At 70.5% G+C, this 17310-nt stretch carries 17 protein-coding genes and 1 pseudogene; 11 read left to right on the top strand and 7 right to left on the bottom strand.

Annotation, left to right across the window (positions count from 1 at the left end; translation table 11 throughout):
• Positions 1–158 precede the first annotated feature (158 nt).
• A complete protein-coding gene (locus ACIRPT_RS39625; RefSeq protein WP_403836549.1) occupies positions 159–470 on the top strand; it encodes a hypothetical protein in 312 nt (103 codons plus the stop codon).
• A gap of 161 nt (positions 471–631) precedes the next feature.
• On the opposite strand, the gene ACIRPT_RS39620 is transcribed toward ACIRPT_RS39625, so the two are convergent.
• On the bottom strand, positions 632–910 hold the full coding sequence (locus tag ACIRPT_RS39620) for a hypothetical protein (RefSeq protein WP_403500929.1): 279 nt from the start codon (positions 908–910) through the stop codon (positions 632–634).
• A gap of 185 nt (positions 911–1095) precedes the next feature.
• Positions 1096–1965: a hypothetical protein gene (locus ACIRPT_RS39615; RefSeq protein ID WP_403836547.1), complete on the bottom strand. Its 870-nt coding sequence runs from the start codon at positions 1963–1965 to the stop codon at positions 1096–1098.
• 930 nt (positions 1966–2895) lie between these two features.
• Here ACIRPT_RS39615 and ACIRPT_RS39610 point away from each other — a divergent pair.
• The 5 genes from ACIRPT_RS39610 to ACIRPT_RS39590 all read left to right on the top strand — a co-directional run bounded on the left by ACIRPT_RS39610 (position 2896) and on the right by ACIRPT_RS39590 (position 7059).
• Positions 2896–3081, top strand: a complete 186-nt coding sequence (locus ACIRPT_RS39610; RefSeq protein ID WP_403836545.1) for a hypothetical protein — start codon at positions 2896–2898, stop codon at positions 3079–3081.
• A gap of 497 nt (positions 3082–3578) precedes the next feature.
• Complete coding sequence (locus ACIRPT_RS39605) at positions 3579–4289, top strand: chaplin (RefSeq protein ID WP_403836543.1); 711 nt, start codon at positions 3579–3581, stop codon at positions 4287–4289.
• 889 nt (positions 4290–5178) lie between these two features.
• Positions 5179–5700, top strand: coding sequence for a hypothetical protein (locus ACIRPT_RS39600; protein ID WP_403836541.1), 522 nt, complete (start codon positions 5179–5181; stop codon positions 5698–5700).
• A gap of 228 nt (positions 5701–5928) precedes the next feature.
• Positions 5929–6219 (top strand): hypothetical protein, encoded by a 291-nt coding sequence (locus ACIRPT_RS39595; protein WP_403836539.1) that lies wholly within the window; start codon positions 5929–5931, stop codon positions 6217–6219.
• Between the two features lie 558 nt (positions 6220–6777).
• Complete coding sequence (locus ACIRPT_RS39590; protein WP_403500913.1) at positions 6778–7059, top strand: hypothetical protein; 282 nt, start codon at positions 6778–6780, stop codon at positions 7057–7059.
• Positions 7060–7965: 906 nt separating this feature from the next.
• On the opposite strand, the gene ACIRPT_RS39585 is transcribed toward ACIRPT_RS39590, so the two are convergent.
• The 3 genes from ACIRPT_RS39585 to ychF form a co-directional block, all read right to left on the bottom strand.
• Positions 7966–8319: a hypothetical protein gene (locus ACIRPT_RS39585; protein ID WP_403836537.1), complete on the bottom strand. Its 354-nt coding sequence runs from the start codon at positions 8317–8319 to the stop codon at positions 7966–7968.
• A gap of 130 nt (positions 8320–8449) precedes the next feature.
• Positions 8450–9049, bottom strand: a complete 600-nt coding sequence (locus ACIRPT_RS39580) for a hypothetical protein (RefSeq protein WP_403836535.1) — start codon at positions 9047–9049, stop codon at positions 8450–8452.
• 452 nt (positions 9050–9501) lie between these two features.
• Entirely contained in the window at positions 9502–10590 is a 1089-nt protein-coding gene (gene ychF, locus ACIRPT_RS39575; protein WP_403836533.1) for a redox-regulated ATPase YchF, read from the bottom strand.
• Positions 10591–11016: 426 nt separating this feature from the next.
• Between ychF and ACIRPT_RS39570 the strand changes: the two are divergent.
• A pseudogene (locus tag ACIRPT_RS39570) lies at positions 11017–11307 on the top strand (DUF6542 domain-containing protein); the annotation flags it as partial.
• A 61-nt stretch (positions 11308–11368) separates the two neighbouring features.
• Here ACIRPT_RS39570 and ppgK read toward each other — a convergent pair.
• Complete coding sequence (gene ppgK, locus ACIRPT_RS39565; RefSeq protein WP_403836531.1) at positions 11369–12211, bottom strand: polyphosphate--glucose phosphotransferase; 843 nt, start codon at positions 12209–12211, stop codon at positions 11369–11371.
• Positions 12212–12315: 104 nt separating this feature from the next.
• Entirely contained in the window at positions 12316–13305 is a 990-nt protein-coding gene (locus ACIRPT_RS39560) for a 4-hydroxy-3-methylbut-2-enyl diphosphate reductase (RefSeq protein ID WP_403836529.1), read from the bottom strand.
• A gap of 73 nt (positions 13306–13378) precedes the next feature.
• Between ACIRPT_RS39560 and ACIRPT_RS39555 the strand changes: the two genes are divergently transcribed.
• From ACIRPT_RS39555 to ACIRPT_RS39540, 4 genes are all read left to right on the top strand, one after another.
• Positions 13379–14779: an APC family permease gene (locus ACIRPT_RS39555; RefSeq protein ID WP_403836527.1), complete on the top strand. Its 1401-nt coding sequence runs from the start codon at positions 13379–13381 to the stop codon at positions 14777–14779.
• Between the two features lie 47 nt (positions 14780–14826).
• Positions 14827–16071, top strand: coding sequence for an exodeoxyribonuclease VII large subunit (gene xseA, locus ACIRPT_RS39550; protein WP_403500868.1), 1245 nt, complete (start codon positions 14827–14829; stop codon positions 16069–16071).
• Positions 16072–16135: 64 nt separating this feature from the next.
• The gene (locus ACIRPT_RS39545) at positions 16136–16384 is read left to right on the top strand and encodes an exodeoxyribonuclease VII small subunit (protein WP_403836598.1); all 249 of its coding nucleotides are present in this window, start codon (positions 16136–16138) and stop codon (positions 16382–16384) included.
• A 167-nt stretch (positions 16385–16551) separates the two neighbouring features.
• Entirely contained in the window at positions 16552–17145 is a 594-nt protein-coding gene (locus tag ACIRPT_RS39540; RefSeq protein WP_403836525.1) for a malonic semialdehyde reductase, read from the top strand.
• Positions 17146–17310: the final 165 nt, after the last annotated feature.

The raw sequence follows: 17310 nt of genomic DNA, 5'->3' as shown, positions 1-17310 counted from the left end.
GGCGGGACCGACGGGACCGGCCGGACCAGTGCCCGATCGCGACCGTCACGAGACTCTGCGCGTCGCTGAGCTATTGCCCGATATTTCCTATTAGTCTCCTGTAGCTGTACGAAGTCGATCGCTCACAGATCGAATCCGCTCAATCTACCGGAGATGAAATGCGCAAGCTTCGCAAGGCTGCCGTTGTGGTAGCCGTCCTGGGCACCGTCGGCCTCCTCGGCGCCGGCACCGCCTCCGCCGACGGCGGCAAGTACAGCGGCGAGAAGGGCGGCCAGTCGTGGAACGTCAAGCAGGGCAACTCGTGCCGGTCGCACGACCTGAACGTTGACGTCCTCGGCGAGGTCGGAGTCCTCAACGGCGTGGCGGCCAACCTGCTCAACGGCGAGGGGGCCGCGGGCTCGCAGCAGACGCCGATCGGCTCGAGCATGGGCTGTAACACGAGCGTCGGCAGCGGCGGCGGCGGCAAGTAAGGAAAATGAGCCCCGGCGCCCTGGCCACTGGCCTGGCTCCGGGGCTCATTCATGCCCTTCGACGGCGCCCGGACGCGCGAACGGCGCCGACCGAGCGGGCCCCGGCGCCGGCCGTGCGGCTCGGACGTCGGGCCCCTCGATGCCCGTACGAGGCGCGGCGCTCAGTGAGCCGCGTTGTTGCAACCCAGACTCGAACCCATGCGGGTGGGCTGCGAACCCGGGGAGCCCTCGCCGTTGAGCGCGTTGCCGAGCAGGCCGTTGACGGCGCCGACATCCCCGAGGACGTCAATGTTCATGTCGTGTGTCCGGCACGAGGTGTTCTGCGAGCTGACGATGTCGTGGGCGCCCGCCTCGCCGTGGGCGAAGGCGGTACCGGCCCCGAGGGAGCCGACGCTGCCGAGGATGGCGCCCAGGACGGCAGCCTTCTGAAGCTTGCGCATTTCTTCTCCGTTGATTGAGCTGATGCGATCTGCAGGAGATCGAGTTCTTACGGTGACGAGAGGCCTGGAGCGGGCCGGCCGAGGCGGCTCGCGCCTGCTCCGCCTGACCTTCGATGGCGGCCAGAGGCGGCTCCCGTCCGCCGTTGCGGCACTCCGGGAGCCGGGACCCTGACCGCCCTGGAACGTCAGGAGGAAAGTCGAGGCAGCTCGACCTGCCCCAGCGGAGCCGCCGCGAGCCGCCCGAGACCGACCGGGGAGACCTGCGGAACCTGGGGGACGCCCGGCGCGACCAGCGGGTTGACCAGCGGGTTCACCTGAGGATTCACCTGCGGGTTGACCTGCGGAGCGGCCTGCGGAACCGACTGCGGCTGGACGACCTGCGGGACGACGACCTCCGGGGCGACCCTCGGGGTGACCTCCGGGGCCGCCTGCGGGGCCACCTGGGGGACGACCTGAGACGTCGGCTGCGGGACGTAGGCCTGCTGCGGGGCCGGGGCCTGCTGCGGGGCCGCCTGATGCGGAGCGGCCTGCTGCTGCGAATCGCCGTGCGAGGCGGACGCGTGCGCGGCGCCCTGCGACGAGGCCCATGCCGTGGTCGTCGGGCCGGACTGCTGGGGAGCGGCAGCCTGCGGCGCGGGGGCCTGCGGGGCGGCCTGCGGAGCCGCTTGCTGCGGGGCCGGGGCCGGAGCGGCGGCCGGCTGCGGCGCGGGGGCCGGGGCGTAGGCCTGCTGCGGGGCCGCCTGTTGCGGGGCCGGGGCCGGCTGCGGCGCGTAGACCGGCTGCGGAGCCGGCGCCGGAGCGTAGGCCGGCTGCGGGGCCGGGGCCGGCTGCGGCGCGTAGACCGGCTGCGGAGCGGGAGCCGGCGCCGGGGCGTAGGCCGGCTGCGGGGCCGGAGCGGGGGCGGCAACCGGCTGGGGAGCGACCTGCTGCGGAGCAGCGGGCGGGGCGGCGCCGTTGTATCCGACGGGAGCGTCGGCATGACTGACGCCGGCACCGATGGCGGACAGACCACCGGCCGCCGCGACGACGAGCATGGCCTGGTGAAGCTTGCGCATGGAACCCTCGGCCCTTCATTACCTGTACATGGAAATCTGAATTACTTATTGCAGTCTTGCGCGCGCTAACAGTGGCAATGCCGGAGTTTCACGCCCCGCGCACCCCGTGCCGAACCACGGTGAAAGCCTCCCGCAGGCCCACGACGAAACCCACCGGCCCGCCCTCCCACGCCCCCGAAGTCAACGGCGGATCCCATCGCCTCTCCTCCGATTCGCGTCGGACAACATTGCCGGCGTGACCGCCGAGGGCCGCCCCGGCACCGGAGAGGAGCAATTCCGGTGGCGGCCCACGGGCCCATTCGCTGCTCTCTCCCAGCGGGCAACGAGATTTCCCCTGTTCCGGTCACGGGAACCCGGGCGCCGTCACCCATTTGCCACCGTGCGGATTATCCGGCTGCCGGTGTCGGCGAGTCGGTTCTTCACCGATCACCGCTACCGCTCGGGGAGTTGACGCTCCGCCTGCGAGGGAGGCGGCCGAGGTCGAGGGCGTTCCGAGTGTCCATATGATCCGATCAATCAGCCGAAGGGACTGTCGCTCGTCAGGCAATGCGATGCGCCCCGATGCGAACCGTCCCGGCCCGATCCGCCATAACGGCACCGCAGTTGTATCAGTCCGGCCGGGAGAGTTTGCGATGAATCCCAGCGGATCGGCTTCCACCACATGGACCAACCGAGGGAGGAGAAAGCCGTCTTGAGTACGTCGCAACGGAAGGCGGCCGCCCGTCCCAGTGCCGGGATATCCACCCGCAGAGCCGAATTGACCTCCTGCAACGAGGCTTCGGACAAAGCCGCGCCTCGTGCGCTTTTGCCGCCGTCGTGCGTTCAGGTGACCGCTTGGCGTGGGCGCCGGAACCCGCCTCGCCCGGGTGGAAGGGTGACCTGCGCAAGCACCACGAACACGCCACCCACGCGAATGAAGCAGGAGCCGCTATGCGCCGTGTATTCGCCACCCTTTTGGGAGCACTCGCTCTCGCCGGGACCCTCTCGATCCCCGCCCACGCCGGCCCTCCCGCCCCGGACCCCCTCGGCGGCGTCCTCGGCATCCCCCTGAAGGCAAACTCCACGCTTGGCCCGCTGCACGTCGGCCAGCTGCCGCTGATCGATCTCCCCCGCTGACCATCCGATCGCGCCGGGGCACCGGCCGCGGCGCGCCCGCGAGGACGGACGGGCCCGTGGCACGGGGTGGCTGCCGTCTCCGCCCGGCCGGTGGCAACGCCGTCCGGCAGCCTTCCGGGCTGCCGGAGGGCCCCCAACGCCGCACGGGACGGCCGCTGTTCCCCCGTCGGCTCCGACTCGACGAGCGGCCCCCGGATGCGACCGGTGACCGGTGATCGCATTTCCCGACCCGCCGCTTGTATTCCACTGCGGGTCGCCGGCAGCCGGACCGGCAAGGCCGCGCTCGCCCTCAATCCCGCCTGGAATGAACCGACCTGGAAATGATCACTGCTGAAATCCTCTTCATTCAATCGGAATTGATGTCTCTCCTCGGCCGATCGGGTGTATAGACCAGGCTGAAAGAGTGATCGAAATGACGGATTCGTGGCCTAGCCATTTCGGTCTCGTTGAGTCTTGCGCGGTCCGCGGGCGTGACCGCACTGCCACGAAGGAGAAACGTGATCAAGAAGGTCATCGCCGCTTCGGCCGCTGCCGGCGGCCTGCTGCTCGCGAGCGCGGGCACGACCCTCGCCGACAGTGGCGCCCGGGGCGCTGCCGTCGGCTCTCCCGGCGTCCTGTCCGGGAACGTGGTCCAGGCACCCATCCACATCCCGGTCAATGTCTGCGGCAACGCGGTCCACTTCGTCGGGGTGCTCAGCCCCGCCCTCCACAACACCTGCGCCAACATCGACAAGCACCACGGCCACGGCGGCGGGGCCCGTGCCGAGGGTGTGGCCAAGGGGTCCCCCGGAGTCCTGTCCGGGAACCTCGTGCAGCTTCCGGTGCATGCGCCGGTGAACGTGTGCGGCAACACCGCGAGCGTTCTCGGAGTTCTCGATGGTGCCTTCGGCAACGACTGCGCCAACATCGAGCGGCATGGCCACCGACGCCACCACTCGCAGATGCACCACAAGCCGCAGCAGCACCACGACAAGCCGTCGACTCAGCACCGTCCGCCGGCCGCTCCGGGTCACCACCCGGCGGCTCCGGTCGTCACCCCCGCGATGGGGCACCACCCGCACCACCACATCGCGGCGCCCGTCCGCCCCGAGCTGGCGAAGACCGGTGCCGCGGAAAAGCTCGGCCTGGCGAGTGCGGCCAGCGCCGGGCTGATGCTCGGCGGCGTTCTGCTCTACCGCCGGGGCCGCCGCGCCTCCGGCCGCGGCTGAACGCAGGTAGCGACGGCCGGTTGAGGCTGCCGCTACGTCATGCATGAGTGTGGGGCCCGGTAGCGATCGGGCCCCACACTCATGCGCCTTCCCGGATCACCCCGGCCCGGCCTCGGCCACCGCGGGTTCATGACTGCCTCCGGCCGGCGCATGGACGGCGGAGGCGCCGCGCGGCGATCAACGGTGAACTGCCTTACCGGCGATGCGTTCTGGCGTCCGGAGTGCAGGAGGCCCGCGGCCGGCTCGCCCCCAGTGCGGTGTTCCCCCAAACGGTCATCCCGCTCCGGTGCACGGCTTCACCGGCGACCTCACCGAATGCCGCCGACCGGGCCGGACCTGATATGTCATCAAGGCCGTTCCGCTTCACCCCACATGGTGATGAAGCCGCGCGACCGGTCACAAAATACGGAAGTCATCCAGGCGCGGATAGCGGAAGCCGCGGAGTGCCCGGGCCGCATCACTCCCGCCACAAAGGCGGGGCTCCCAACACCCCAAATGATTTACGACAGTGGGCAAATGGGTGACGGCGCCGGGGCTCCCGTGACCGGAGCGGGGGAAATCTCGTTGCCCGCTGGGAGAGAACAGTGAAGGGACCCTTCGGGTGCTACCGGGGAAAATCCTCCTCCTGGCGCCGGGGCGGCCCGCGGCGGCGACGCCGGCAATGCTGCCCGACGCGAATCGGAGGAGAGGCGATGGGATCCGCCGTTGACTTCGGGGGCGTTGGCGGGCGGCGCAGTGAATGCCGTCGTGGTCCTGTCGGAGGCTTCCGCCGTGGTCCGGCACGGGGTACTCAGGGCGTGAACCCCGGGATTGCCACTGTCAGCGCAGACAAAACTGCAAATAAGTAATTCAGATTTCCATGCACAGGTAATGAAGGGCCGAGGGTTCCATGCGCAAGCTTCACCAGGTCGCGCTCGTCTTCGCGGCGGCAGGCGGCCTGTCCGCCATCGGTGCCGGCGTCGGCAATGCTGACGCTCCCGTCGGATACAGCGGCGCCACCCCGCCCGCTGCTCCGCAGCCGGACACCCCACAGACCACTGCCTGGTCCGCTTCGCAGGCCACTTCGCACGCCTCCGGCTCCCAGGCCCGTCCGCAGCAGCAGGGCGCCGCCCCGCAGGCCACCGCCCCACAGGTCAACCCGCAGCTCAACCCCCAGCTCAACCCGCAACTCTCCCCGCAGATCTCGCCGCAGGCGGCCCCGCAGGCCGCTCCGCAGGCATCCCCGCTGGGCGGCGCCCTGCAGGATCAGAACAACCTCTTCCGCCCGTACCAGGAGTGCAGTCCGCAGAACCTGCTGGACGCCAACCTCCCGATCGCGCTGCTGGCGGCCGCCGAGACCCGGGGCACCACGTGCACCCAGGCCAACAGCCAGACCAACTCCCAGGCCAACGCCTTCGCCCACGCCAGGTAAGACCGCTGGGCGAGCACGCGCAGCGCACATGAACGGGCTCTTCGAGGACGATCCCCCGAAGGGCCCGTTCCGTGCGGTGCAGGCGGGGTGCGGGCGGCACCTCGCGCGCGACGGTCGCGGAATTCGGCGCGTCGCTGAGCGAGTTGTCCGATATTTCCTATTAACCTCCTGTAACTGAAGGAAGTCGATCGGTCACAGATCGCATCCGCTCAATCCACCGGAGATGAAATGCGCAAGCTTCGCAAGGCTGCCGTCGTGGCTGCCGTCCTCGGCAGCGTCGGCCTCCTCGGCGCCGGCACCGCCCACGCAGAGGGCGGCAAGTACGGCGGCGGCAAGGACGGAAACTTCAACATCAAGCAGGGCAGCTCGTGTCGGTCGCACGACACGAACGTCGATGTCCTCGGCGAGGTCGGGATCGCGAACGGCCTGCTGGGCAACCTGCTCGGCGGCGAGGGCTCCCCGGGTGCGCAGTCCACCACGATGGGCTCGTCCATGGGCTGCAACAACAGCGCTTTCTGAGCGCCGACCGGCACCTAGAGCGCCGGAATGAGTCCCGGCACCGAGCTCACGGCTCGGTGCCGGGACCTTTTTCACCTTCCTCGCGACCCCGATTCCGGCACCGAAGCCGGGTGGCAGAGACATGGCGCAGCGGCGGCCCGGTCGCTGAAATGTCTTACCTGCTACCGCCGTTGCCCGCAGCGCGCCGTGTTCTCGTCGGCAAGATATGGAATGGCGCAGATACCGAGGCGATACGCGACGGGCCGCCAAAGTTCTCACGCCAAGACGATTCCGCGCCCGCCAGAGGGGAAGACCACGAGGTGAGCATCGACGAAGACCGCGGCTTTCGCCGGACCCGGTAAGGGTGTTGGAGCGGGGCGCCCGATCCCGTTGCGGCCGGTCGAATCCCCGACTCGCCCAAGGTGCAGGGTATTTCGGAGCCGACAGCGGTTCGAGTTCGGAACGTCAGGGGAATTCGGCGCGTCGCCGTGTTATTGCAGGATATTTCGCATTACCCTTTGGTGACTGAACGAAGCCGATCAGTTACTGATCGCATCCGCTCGATCTACCGGAGATGAAATGCGCAAGCTTCGCAAGGCTGCCGTCGTGATCGCCGCCCTCGGCAGCGTCGCCCTCCTCGGTGCCGGCACCGCTCACGCCGACGGCGGGAAGGGAGACACCTTCGACATCAAGCAGGGCAGCTCGTGCAGATCGCATGACGTGAACGTCGATATCCTCGGCGAGGTCGGGATCGCGAACGGCCTGGGCGGCAACCTGCTCGGCGGCGAGGGCTCCCCGGGTGCGCAGTCCACCAAGATGGGCTCGAGCATGGGCTGCAACAACAGCGCCTTCGACAAGTGACGGAAATGGGTCACGGTGTCCGAGCCACCGGCCCGGCACCGTGGCCCATTCTTCTGCCCTCCGGCAGATTCCGGTCGCGGGCGTCCGCCCGATCCGCAGTCGGGCCGAAAGGCCGCTGAACAGCCTCTCGGGGAGGCTCGGTCAGCGCCTGGAGGCCCGGCCCCGGTCCGGCGGTCCCGGCACCGGGGAATCTGCCACCTCTGGGGCGACGGCGAGGCTCTCCGCCGTCGCCCCGCAGCATGTGGGCAGGCCGGCGCACGTATGGCGCGCCGTCGGCGAGGGCACGCCAATCCGGCAGGAGATGTCGTCCGTGGACGGCCGGCAGGCGCGGTGCTCTCACCAACAGCCCTTGACCGCAATCTGGTTGAGGGCTACTCGTATGCCTCGCCGGCCGGCGGGGCCCGCCGACCGGCGGATGCCCCTTCCCTGGACGGTGGAGGGCGGGCGGCGGTTGACGGCGGTTCTGGATTGCCGGTCGCCGGCGTGAACTGCGGGGACTCCGTGGACATTTGGCGTCGACCGCGGTGAATCCGTCGCCGATCTAAAGCGAGCCGTACGCCATGGCGTACGGCTTCACCGGCGTCGACCAGCGCGCCGGGATCCACATGCGAAAGGGCCGCCCGGGGATCGCCCGCGCGGCCTGTCCGGTCTCCGGTCACCATCGGCGGGAATCTCCGCTCGACGCCGGCCCGCCCCTCGGCCGGCTGCGATCAGGAGCCATGGAATCCCCGCTCATGCCGCATTGCGCCCCAGCGGTGCCGAGGGCGGCGCGCGCCGGCCGGGAACGTGGGATCGCGGAGGAGTGGTTACCCGCACGACCGCCGGTGCGCGGGTCGGTCCGCGTCCTCTTGGGGCGGTGGCGCCGGGCTCGGGATCAGCGCGGTCCGACCGGTTGGCGAATGAGGCTCAGAACCCGATGTGGGGGAGCTTGAAGTGCTTGGGCAGGTGCACCCTGTTGGAACAGCTCACGGCGGGCCCGATCTTCGTACTCTGACGCGCACCGTTCAGCAGGGCGTCTTCGGGCCAGAGCAGGCGCTGCCGGGAGATCGTCGTGCAGTCCTTCGACTGCTTGATGACGTAGCTGCCGTTCTTGCTCTTGTAGACGTGCTGGCCCTTGTGGATGCAGACGCGGTTACCGAGGGCGGAGCGGGCGCAGTCGCTCACGGACCCTCCGGCGTACGCCTGGGTGACGCCGGCGCAGGTCATGGCGAGGCCGCCCAGGAGCCCCGAGACGGCTGCGATCTTCTTCCGACTGAACATGTGGTGCGTTCCTTTGTGATCGATGCCCGGGCGCCGTGCACCGCGAACGGTCCGCGCCCGGGCCCTGACGAACGTCGAAAAACGGGTCCCGGCGCCGGGCCTGTGGCCACGGCACCGGGACCCCTGTCCGTTACTTGTGGGCAGCGGTGTTGTTGCAGCCCATGCTCGAGCCCTGGCGGGTGCCCTGCTTGCCCGGGTGGCCCTCGCCGTTGATCGCGTTGCCCAGCGCGCCGTTGAGGATCCCGACCGTGCCGAGGATGTTGACGTTCAGGTCGTGCGACCTGCAGGAGGTGTTCTGGCGGAGGTCGACGTGCTTTTCGTGCTTCTCCCCGTACGACTGCGGCGCGGGCTGCGGGGCGATGGCCTGCGGGGCGGGCTGGGGAGCCGGCTGCGGGGCGATCGCCTGCGGCGCGGGCTGCGGGGCCGGCTGCGGGGCGATGATCTGCGGAGCGGGCTGGGGAGCCGGCTGCGGAGCGTACGCCTGCGGGGCCGGCTGGGGGGCCGGCTGCGGGGCGATCGCCTGCGGCGCGGCGGCGTGCGGGGAGTACGGGGAGCCGCCCGTCGCAGTGGCTCCCGCAGCGGACTGCGAAGTCGCCCATGCAGTGGCCTGCGGACCATGGAACGAGCCACCCTGGAGCTCGGGAGCGTCGGCGAAGCCGACGCCGGCACCGAGGTTGGACAGACCGGCGACCGCTGCGACGACGACCGCGAGTTGCTGAATTTTGCGCATGGAACCGTTGACCCTTCATTACATGTGCATGGAGCCCTGACGACTACTTAATGTGAGCATATACACACTAAAAGTGGGCATTCTGGCATTTCGCGCCCTTTGCGCCCGTGTCGGAGCACGGTGCCAGCCTTTCGCAAGCGCACGGCGGCCAAATGGAGCAGGGAAGCACCGGCCACGCCGCGCGGGCCGCCAGGCCCCGCCCAAAGCCGTCGAAGACTCATATGACACTCCCTCAGGCGGCATTGAGGGCACTGCTTACCGGGGGCCCGTTCGCTGCTCTCTCCGAGAGGGCAACGAGAATTCCCCCCGGCCGGGTCACGGGGGCGGATGCGCGGTCACCCGTTTGCCCGCCGACTCGGACGACGAAAACGCAAGCGGGGCCGCGCCCCGAAGGGCGCGACCCCGCTTGACCTGCTGCTTTCCGGACCGGTCGGATAAGGCCCGGGCAGGTATTAGACGTTGAAGCGGAACTCCACCACGTCGCCGTCCTGCATCACATATTCCTTGCCTTCCATACGGGCCTTGCCCGCCGCGCGGGCCTCGGCGACCGAGCCGGTTTCGACCAGGTCGGCGAAGGAGATGACCTCGGCCTTGATGAAGCCCTTTTGGAAGTCGGTGTGGATGACGCCCGCGGCCTCGGGGGCGGTGGCGCCCTTCTTGATGGTCCAGGCGCGGGTTTCCTTGGGGCCGGCCGTCAGATAGGTCTGCAGGCCAAGGGTGTTGAAGCCGACGTGGGCGAGGGTGGCGAGGCCGGGCTCGTCCTGACCGACGGACTGGAGGAGTTCGAGGGCCTCCTCCTCGTCGAGCTCCGCGAGGTCCGCCTCGAGCTTGGCGTTGAGGAAGATCGCCTCGGCGGGGGCGACCAGTGCGCGCTGGTCGTTCTTGAAGTCCTCGTCGATCAGCTCGTCCTCGTCGACGTTGAAGACGTAGAGGAAGGGCTTGGTGGTGAGGAGGTGGAGGTCGTGGAGGAGCTCCTCCTTGCCCGAGCCCTGGACGATGCCCTGGGAGAAGAGGGTGTCGCCCTTCTCGAGGATCTCCTTGGCGGCCTCGACCGCCGCGACCTTCGGGGCCACGTCCTTCTTGATCCGGGACTCCTTCTGGAGACGCGGCAGGACCTTCTCGATGGTCTGGAGGTCGGCCAGGATCAGCTCGGTGTTGATGGTCTCGATGTCGTCCTTGGGCGAGACCTTGCCGTCGACGTGGACGACGTTCTCGTCCTTGAAGGCGCGGATGACCTGGCAGATCGCATCGGACTCGCGGATGTTCGCGAGGAACTTGTTGCCCAGACCCTCGCCCTCGGAGGCGCCGCGGACGATGCCCGCGATGTCGACGAAGTCGACGGTGGCCGGGAGGATCTTCTGGGAGGAGAAGATCCCGGCCAGCTTGGCCAGGCGGGGGTCGGGGACGCCGACGACGCCGACGTTCGGCTCGATGGTGGCGAACGGGTAGTTGGCCGCCAGCACGTCGTTCTTGGTCAGGGCATTGAACATGGTCGACTTGCCGACATTCGGCAGACCGACGATTCCGATCGTGAGCGACACGGTGGCGACTCGACTTCCCAAGGGAGAGGTGATGGGGTGGGCAGCCGTTCCGGGACCGGGTCCCGGGAGGGCCGATCCACCAGTCTACGGGGCGGGGCGCGGGCCGGCGGGCGGGTGGCCGCCCGGCCCGGGAGCGGGAGGTCCCGCGCGTCCACCGAACAGACCGCCCACCTCGCCCAAAGCGCGTGTCCTGCGAGCGATTAATCCCACTTCGCGGCCTACCGTTGGCGAGTGGAGCAACACGAAGCGCGCAGGTACCAGCACAGTCCGTCCCGAAGCGGCCGGGCCACGGCTACGGGGCCCGATGCCCGGCTGCCACGGCCCGCGGAGGCCGCGGCGCCGCCCAGTGGCGAGACCGCGACCGTGTACCGCGTCCGGCCACGGCGGCCACCACCGCCCGCCCCGCTGGCCAAGCTGCTGCGCCGGATGCCGCGGCCCATGCTCACCGGCCTCGGCTGCTGGCTGCTCGCCACCCTCGCGCTGGTCGTCTTCGCGTTTGTGGACCTGCTGCTGTTCGGCTCCGCCCAGGCCCCGTACGGCGTGTTCTTCGTGCTGGTCAGCATGTGCGCGTCGCTGTGGGTACGGCCGTACGACCTGATCGCCGCGCCGGTCGCCCTGCCGATCGCGTTCGCGCTGGGTGCGCTGCCGATCCAGCGCGGGCCGGACGGGTTCGGCGGGCTGCTGATGGGCATCTTCACGATCCTCGCGCTGAATGCGCCCTGGCTCTACGCCGGCACCCTGATCTGCGCGCTGGTGGCGCTGTTCCGCAAGGCGATGATCATCGCGCAACGTCGGGCCAGCCGACCGGTGAGTCCACAACCGATCGGGCCGGTGGGGCGGGGGACGGGGCACCGTCCGCGCGAGGTGGCGCAGCAGCCCGACAGGCATGGGCAGCCATCGCGGCGCCCACGATCCCCGCATCGTTCTGAAGCTGGGCAGGCACGATCTCGGCCCTGATGCCCTCGATCAGCGGCAGGAATTTCTCCGCCTTGCGGCTGACGCCGCCGCCGATCACGAACAGATCGGGCGAGAACAGCATCTCCACATGGGCGAGGTATTTCCGCAGGCGGTGCGCCCACTGCTGCCAGCTCAGTCCCGCGTCCTCCTTGGCCTTGGTCGAGGCGCGCTTCTCGGCGTCGTGGCCGTGCAGCTCCAGGTGGCCGAGCTCGGTGTTGGGGACCAGCCGGCCGCCGGTGAAGACGGCGCTGCCGATGCCCGTGCCGAGGGTGAGCAGGATGACCGTGCCGGTGCGGCCGCGGCCCGCGCCGTACTGCATCTCGGCCAGACCGGCCGCGTCCGCGTCGTTGAGCAGCGTGACGGGGGTGCTCTCGCCCAGCCGTCCGGTGAGCAGGGCCGCGGCGTCGAGGCCGATCCAGCCCTTGTCGACATTGGCGGCCGTACGGGTCGTGCCGTCGGTGACCACGCCCGGGAAGGTGGCGCCGACCGGTCCCGACCAGCCGAAGTGGTCCACGACCTGCTTGACGCAGTCCGCGACCGCCTCCGGGGTGGCCGGGTGCGGGGTCAGTACCTTGTAGCGCTCGTCGGCGAGATCGCCGCGGTCGAGATCCACCGGGGCACCCTTGATGCCCGATCCGCCGATGTCCACACCGAAGACCCTCATGGGAAAAGGCTAGGCGTCCGGGCGGCCGCTCACCCCTTGAATGGCCTACTGGATCCCCGGGCTGACGGCACCCGGTGGATTCGTTACGGGATCCCGGCCCGCGTTCAGCCTTCGGTGGCCGCCCTGGCTTCGGCGCGCAGATCGCGGCGGAGCTCCTTGGGCAGCGAGAAGGTGATGGACTCCTCGGCGGCCGTGACGGTCTCGACGTCCTCGTAGCCGCGCGCGGCGAGCCAGTCCAGGACGCCGTGGACGAGGACGTCGGGGACGGAGGCACCGGAGGTGACGCCGACCGTGCCGACGCCTTCGAGCCAGGCCTCGTCGATCTCCTCGGCGTAGTCGACCAGGTGGGCGTCGCGGGCGCCCGCGCCCAGCGCCACCTCGACCAGGCGGACGGAGTTCGAGGAGTTCTTGGAGCCGACGACGATGACGAGGTCGGCCTCGGCGCCCATCTGCTTGACCGCGATCTGGCGGTTCTGGGTGGCGTAGCAGATGTCGTCGCTGGGCGGCGAGAGGAGGTTGGGGTAGCGGCCCTTGAGGGCGTCGACGGTCTCCATGGTCTCGTCGACGGAGAGGGTGGTCTGGGAGAGCCAGACGACCTTGTCGGGGTCGCGGACCTCGACGTTCTCGACGTCGCCGGGGCCGTCGACCAGGGTGATGTGGTCGGGCGCCTCGCCGCTGGTGCCGATGACCTCTTCGTGGCCCTCGTGGCCGATCAGGAGGATGTCGTAGTCCTCGTTGGCGAACCTTACGGCTTCCTTGTGGACCTTGGTGACCAGCGGGCAGGTGGCGTCGATGGTGGCGAGCTTGCCGCGCTTGGCCTCTTCGTGGACGACGGGGGCGACGCCGTGCGCGGAGAAGATGACGATGTTGCCCTCGGGCACCTCCTCCGTCTCGTCGACGAAGATCGCGCCCTTCTTCTCCAGGGTCTTCACGACGTACTTGTTGTGCACGATCTCGTGGCGTACGTAGACGGGCGCGCCGTACTGCTCGAGGGCCTTCTCGACGGCGATCACGGCGCGGTCCACGCCCGCGCAGTAGCCACGGGGGGCGGCGAGCAGAACTTTGCGGCGGGGCGAGGAAGTCATGGGATCCATCGTAGGGCGTGCGTCGCCGCCGTCGGATCGCCCCGGGGGCCCACACTGGGCAAGGGCGTACGAAGGAGGACGGATGCCGGGTGCGATCGGCCTCACCACGGGGAACGGAGCGGACGGGAGCACCGGGGCGGCGGGCGGGGGCCTGCGGCGGACGCTGACGTTCCGGGATCTGGTCGTCTACGGGTTGCTGTTCATCGCCCCGATGGCGCCGGTGGGGATCTTCGGCACCCTCCAGGCCACGTCGCACGGCGCGATCGCGCTCGTCTATCTGGTGGCCACGGTCGCGATGGCCTTCACGGCGTATTCGTACGCCCTGATGGTGCGGGTCGCGCCGCGGGCCGGGTCGGTCTATACCTACGCCCGGGCGGGGCTGGGTGAGGGGGCGGGGTTCGTCGCCGGGTGGATGGCGATGCTGGACTATCTGCTGATCCCGGCGGTGGCGTATCTCTTCTCCGGGATCGCGATGCACGCGCTGGTGCCGTCGGTGTCCCCGTGGGTGTGGACGGCGCTCGCGGTGGCCGTCACGACGCTGCTGAACCTGTGGGGCGTACGGGTCGCGGCCGTCGTCGGGTTCGCGGTGCTGGCACTGGAGATCGCGGTGCTGGCGGTGTTCGTGGTGGCGGCGGGGGTGGCGCTGGCCGTCCACGGTGCGCAGCGCGGCTGGACGGTGCCGCTCACCGGGGAGGGCGGCTTCTCCGGTACGGCGGTGCTGTCGGCGGTGTCCGTGGCGGTGCTGTCCTACCTGGGCTTCGATGCGATCGCGTCGTTCGCGGAGGAGGCGGCCGGCGGGGCGGAGCGGGTGGCGCGGGCGGTGATCGCCTGCCTGGTGGTGGCCGGGGTGCTCTTCGCCGTGCAGACGTATCTGGCGGCGCTGCTGGCCCCGATGACGGCGGGCGAGCTGGCGGCGAGGCCCGGTGAGCAGGGCGCCGCCTTCTACACGACGGTCGATGCGGCGGTCGGCGGGTGGCTGCACGACCTGGTGGCGGTGAGCAAGGCCGTCGGCGCGGCGTTCGCGGCGCTGGCGGGGCAGGCCGCGGCGGGGCGGCTGCTGTTCGCGATGGCGCGGGACCGGCGGCTGCCGGGGGCGATGGCGAAGGTGGACGCGGGCAGCGGGGTGCCGCGCCGGGCGCTGCTGGGCGCGGCGGTGGTGACGCTGGTGGCGGCGGTGTGGGCGGCGCGCCGGGACGACGGGCTCGACCAGCTGTCGTCGATCGTGAACGTCGGGGCGCTGACCGCGTTCGCGCTGCTGCACGCCTCGGTGATCGGCTGGTTCCGGGTACGGGGGCGGGCCGGGGTGCCGAGCGTGCTGCGGCATGTGGTGGTGCCGCTGCTGGGGCTGGCGGTGGTGGTCGCGGTGATCGTGGAGGCGTCGGCGACGGCGCAGGTGGTGGGCGGCATCTGGCTGGCGGTGGGGCTGGTGGTACCGGTGGCGCGGTACGTGGGCCGGGCGCGGGCCCGGCGGGCGCGGGACTGACCGCCGCCGGGCCGGCACTGTCAGTGGCCGCCGCTACTCTCGCTCGTATGGCTGTCTCAACGTCTGCGGAAGCGCCGATCCCGGTCGGCGAGGTGTCCCGGCTCATCGGGGGGTGGGTCGACCGCCTCGGCGCCGTCTGGGTGGAGGGGCAGATCACCCAGCTCTCGCGGCGGCCCGGCGCGGGGGTGGTGTTCCTGACGCTGCGCGATCCCTCGTACGACATCTCGCTGAGCGTGACGTGCTACCGCCAGGTCTTCGACAAGGTGGCCGACGTGATCAGCGAGGGCGCCCGGGTGGTGGTGCACGCCAAGCCGGAGTGGTACGCCCCGCGCGGCCAGCTGTCGCTGCGGGCCGCCGAGATCCGGCCCGTCGGGGTCGGTGAACTCCTCGCCCGGCTGGAGCAGTTGAAGAAATCGCTGGCGGCGGAGGGGCTGTTCGCGGCGGACCGCAAGAAGCCGCTGCCGTTCCTGCCGCAGCTGATCGGGCTGGTCTGCGGCCGGGCCAGCGCCGCCGAACGCGACGTCCTGGAGAACGCCCGGCACCGCTGGCCGGCCGTCCGCTTCGAGGTGCGCAATGTGCCGGTGCAGGGGGTGCATGCGGTGCCGAAGGTGATCGAGGCGGTGCAGGAGCTCGATGCGCTGCCCGAGGTGGACGTGATCATCGTGGCGCGCGGCGGCGGCAGCGTGGAGGACCTGCTGCCGTTCTCCGACGAGCAGCTGGTGCGGGCGGTGGGCGCGGCCCGGACGCCCGTCGTCTCCGCGATCGGCCATGAGCCGGACACCCCGCTGCTGGATCTGGTGGCCGATCTGCGGGCGTCGACGCCCACGGACGCGGCGAAGAAGGTCGTACCGGACGTGGGCGAGGAGCTGGCCCGGGTGCGGCAGCTGCGGGAGCGGGCGCTGCGCGCGGTCGGCGGGTTCCTGGAGCGGGAGGAGCGGGGGCTGGCGGCGGCGCTGCACCGGCCGTCGATGCAGCGGCCGCAGCGCATGGTCGAGGAGCGCGAGGAGCAGATCACCGCGCTGCTGGAGCGCGGGCGGCGGACGCTGGGGCATCTGCTGGACCGCGCCGACTCGGAGCTGGCGCACACCCTGGCGCGGGTGGTCGCGCTCTCCCCCAAGGCGACGCTGGAGCGCGGCTATGCGGTGCTGCAGAAGGCGGGCGGGGCGGCGGTGCGCTCGCCGCAAGAGGTGGGCGCGGACGAGGAATTGCGCGCCCGGGTGGCCGGAGGCGAATTCAGGGTGCGGGTGGCCGGCGGCCCGGATGCCGCCGCCGCGGCGCACACGGACTCATAGGGTGGGAGACGAGGAAGACATGGCGAAGGCGAAGACGGCGACGACGGACGGCGTGGTGGACGGCATGACGGACGCCGAAGGGGGCGCGGAGGCCGGGGCGGAGCCCCAGGTGGCGTCCGTGCTCGGTTATGAGCAGGCGCGGGACGAGCTGATCGAGGTCGTCCGCAGCCTGGAGGCGGGCGGCACGACGCTCGAGGAGTCGCTGGCGCTGTGGGAGCGCGGCGAGGAGCTGGCGAAGGTCTGCCGTCACTGGCTGGAGGGCGCGCGGGCCCGGCTGGACGCGGCGCTGGCGGAGTCGCCGGGGGACGCGTAGCCGCCGAGGGGGCGGGCGGCGGGGCCGTGCGGGGGAAGTGTGCCACCTCGACGCCCTCTTATGTGAACCCGCTCACAATCCATCGCGTTTTAGTTGAAAGTTAACGTACCCGCTTTACAGTAGTTTTCGCAGAACCTGATACCCAGCCGACTCACCGAGGTGCCCTTATGTCTCTCGCCCTTGACGCCGCCGCTCAGGACCTCCTGTTCCGCGAGGCCCAGACCGCCAATACGTTCACGGACGAGCCGGTCACCGACGAGCAGGTCCAGGCCATTTACGACCTGGTCAAGTACGCCCCGACCGCCTTCAACCAGTCCCCGCTGCGGATAACCCTGGTCCGTTCCGAGGAGGCCCGGCAGCGCCTGGTCAACCACGCCATGGGCGCCAACGGCCCGAAGACGCTGACCGCGCCGCTGACCCTGGTCCTCTCCGTCGACCTGGACTTCCACGAGAAGCTGCCCCAGCTCTTCCCGCACGCCCCGGGCATCAAGGACACCTTCTTCGCCGAGGCCGCCGTCCGCGAGGTCGCCGGCACCCAGAACGCCACCCTCCAGGCCGGTTACCTCATCCTGGGCATCCGCGCCGCCGGCCTGGCCGCCGGCCCGATGACCGGCTTCGACTTCACCGGCGTCGACAAGGAGTTCTTCGGCGACGGCACGCAGAAGTCCTTCCTGATCATCAACGTCGGCAAGCCGGGCGCCGACGCCTTCTTCCCGCGCTCCCCGCGCCTGACCTTCGACGAGGCCGTCGCCACGGTCTGAGCGCCGTAGGGCGCGCCCGTAGCGCGTCTGTGCAGCGCAAGGAGAGGCCGGCGCCCCCCCCCGGGGGGGGGGGGGCGCCCCCGTGCGTTGCCTGGGGTTGGCCGCGGTTGACCCGCCGGGGCCCCCCCCCCCCCCCCGGGGCCGCGGCCCCCCCCCCCCCCAAAA

The organism is Streptomyces sp. NPDC101227 (assembly GCF_044767545.1).
GTDB lineage: Bacteria > Actinomycetota > Actinomycetes > Streptomycetales > Streptomycetaceae > Streptomyces.
This window is presented reverse-complemented; position numbering and strand designations above follow the sequence as displayed.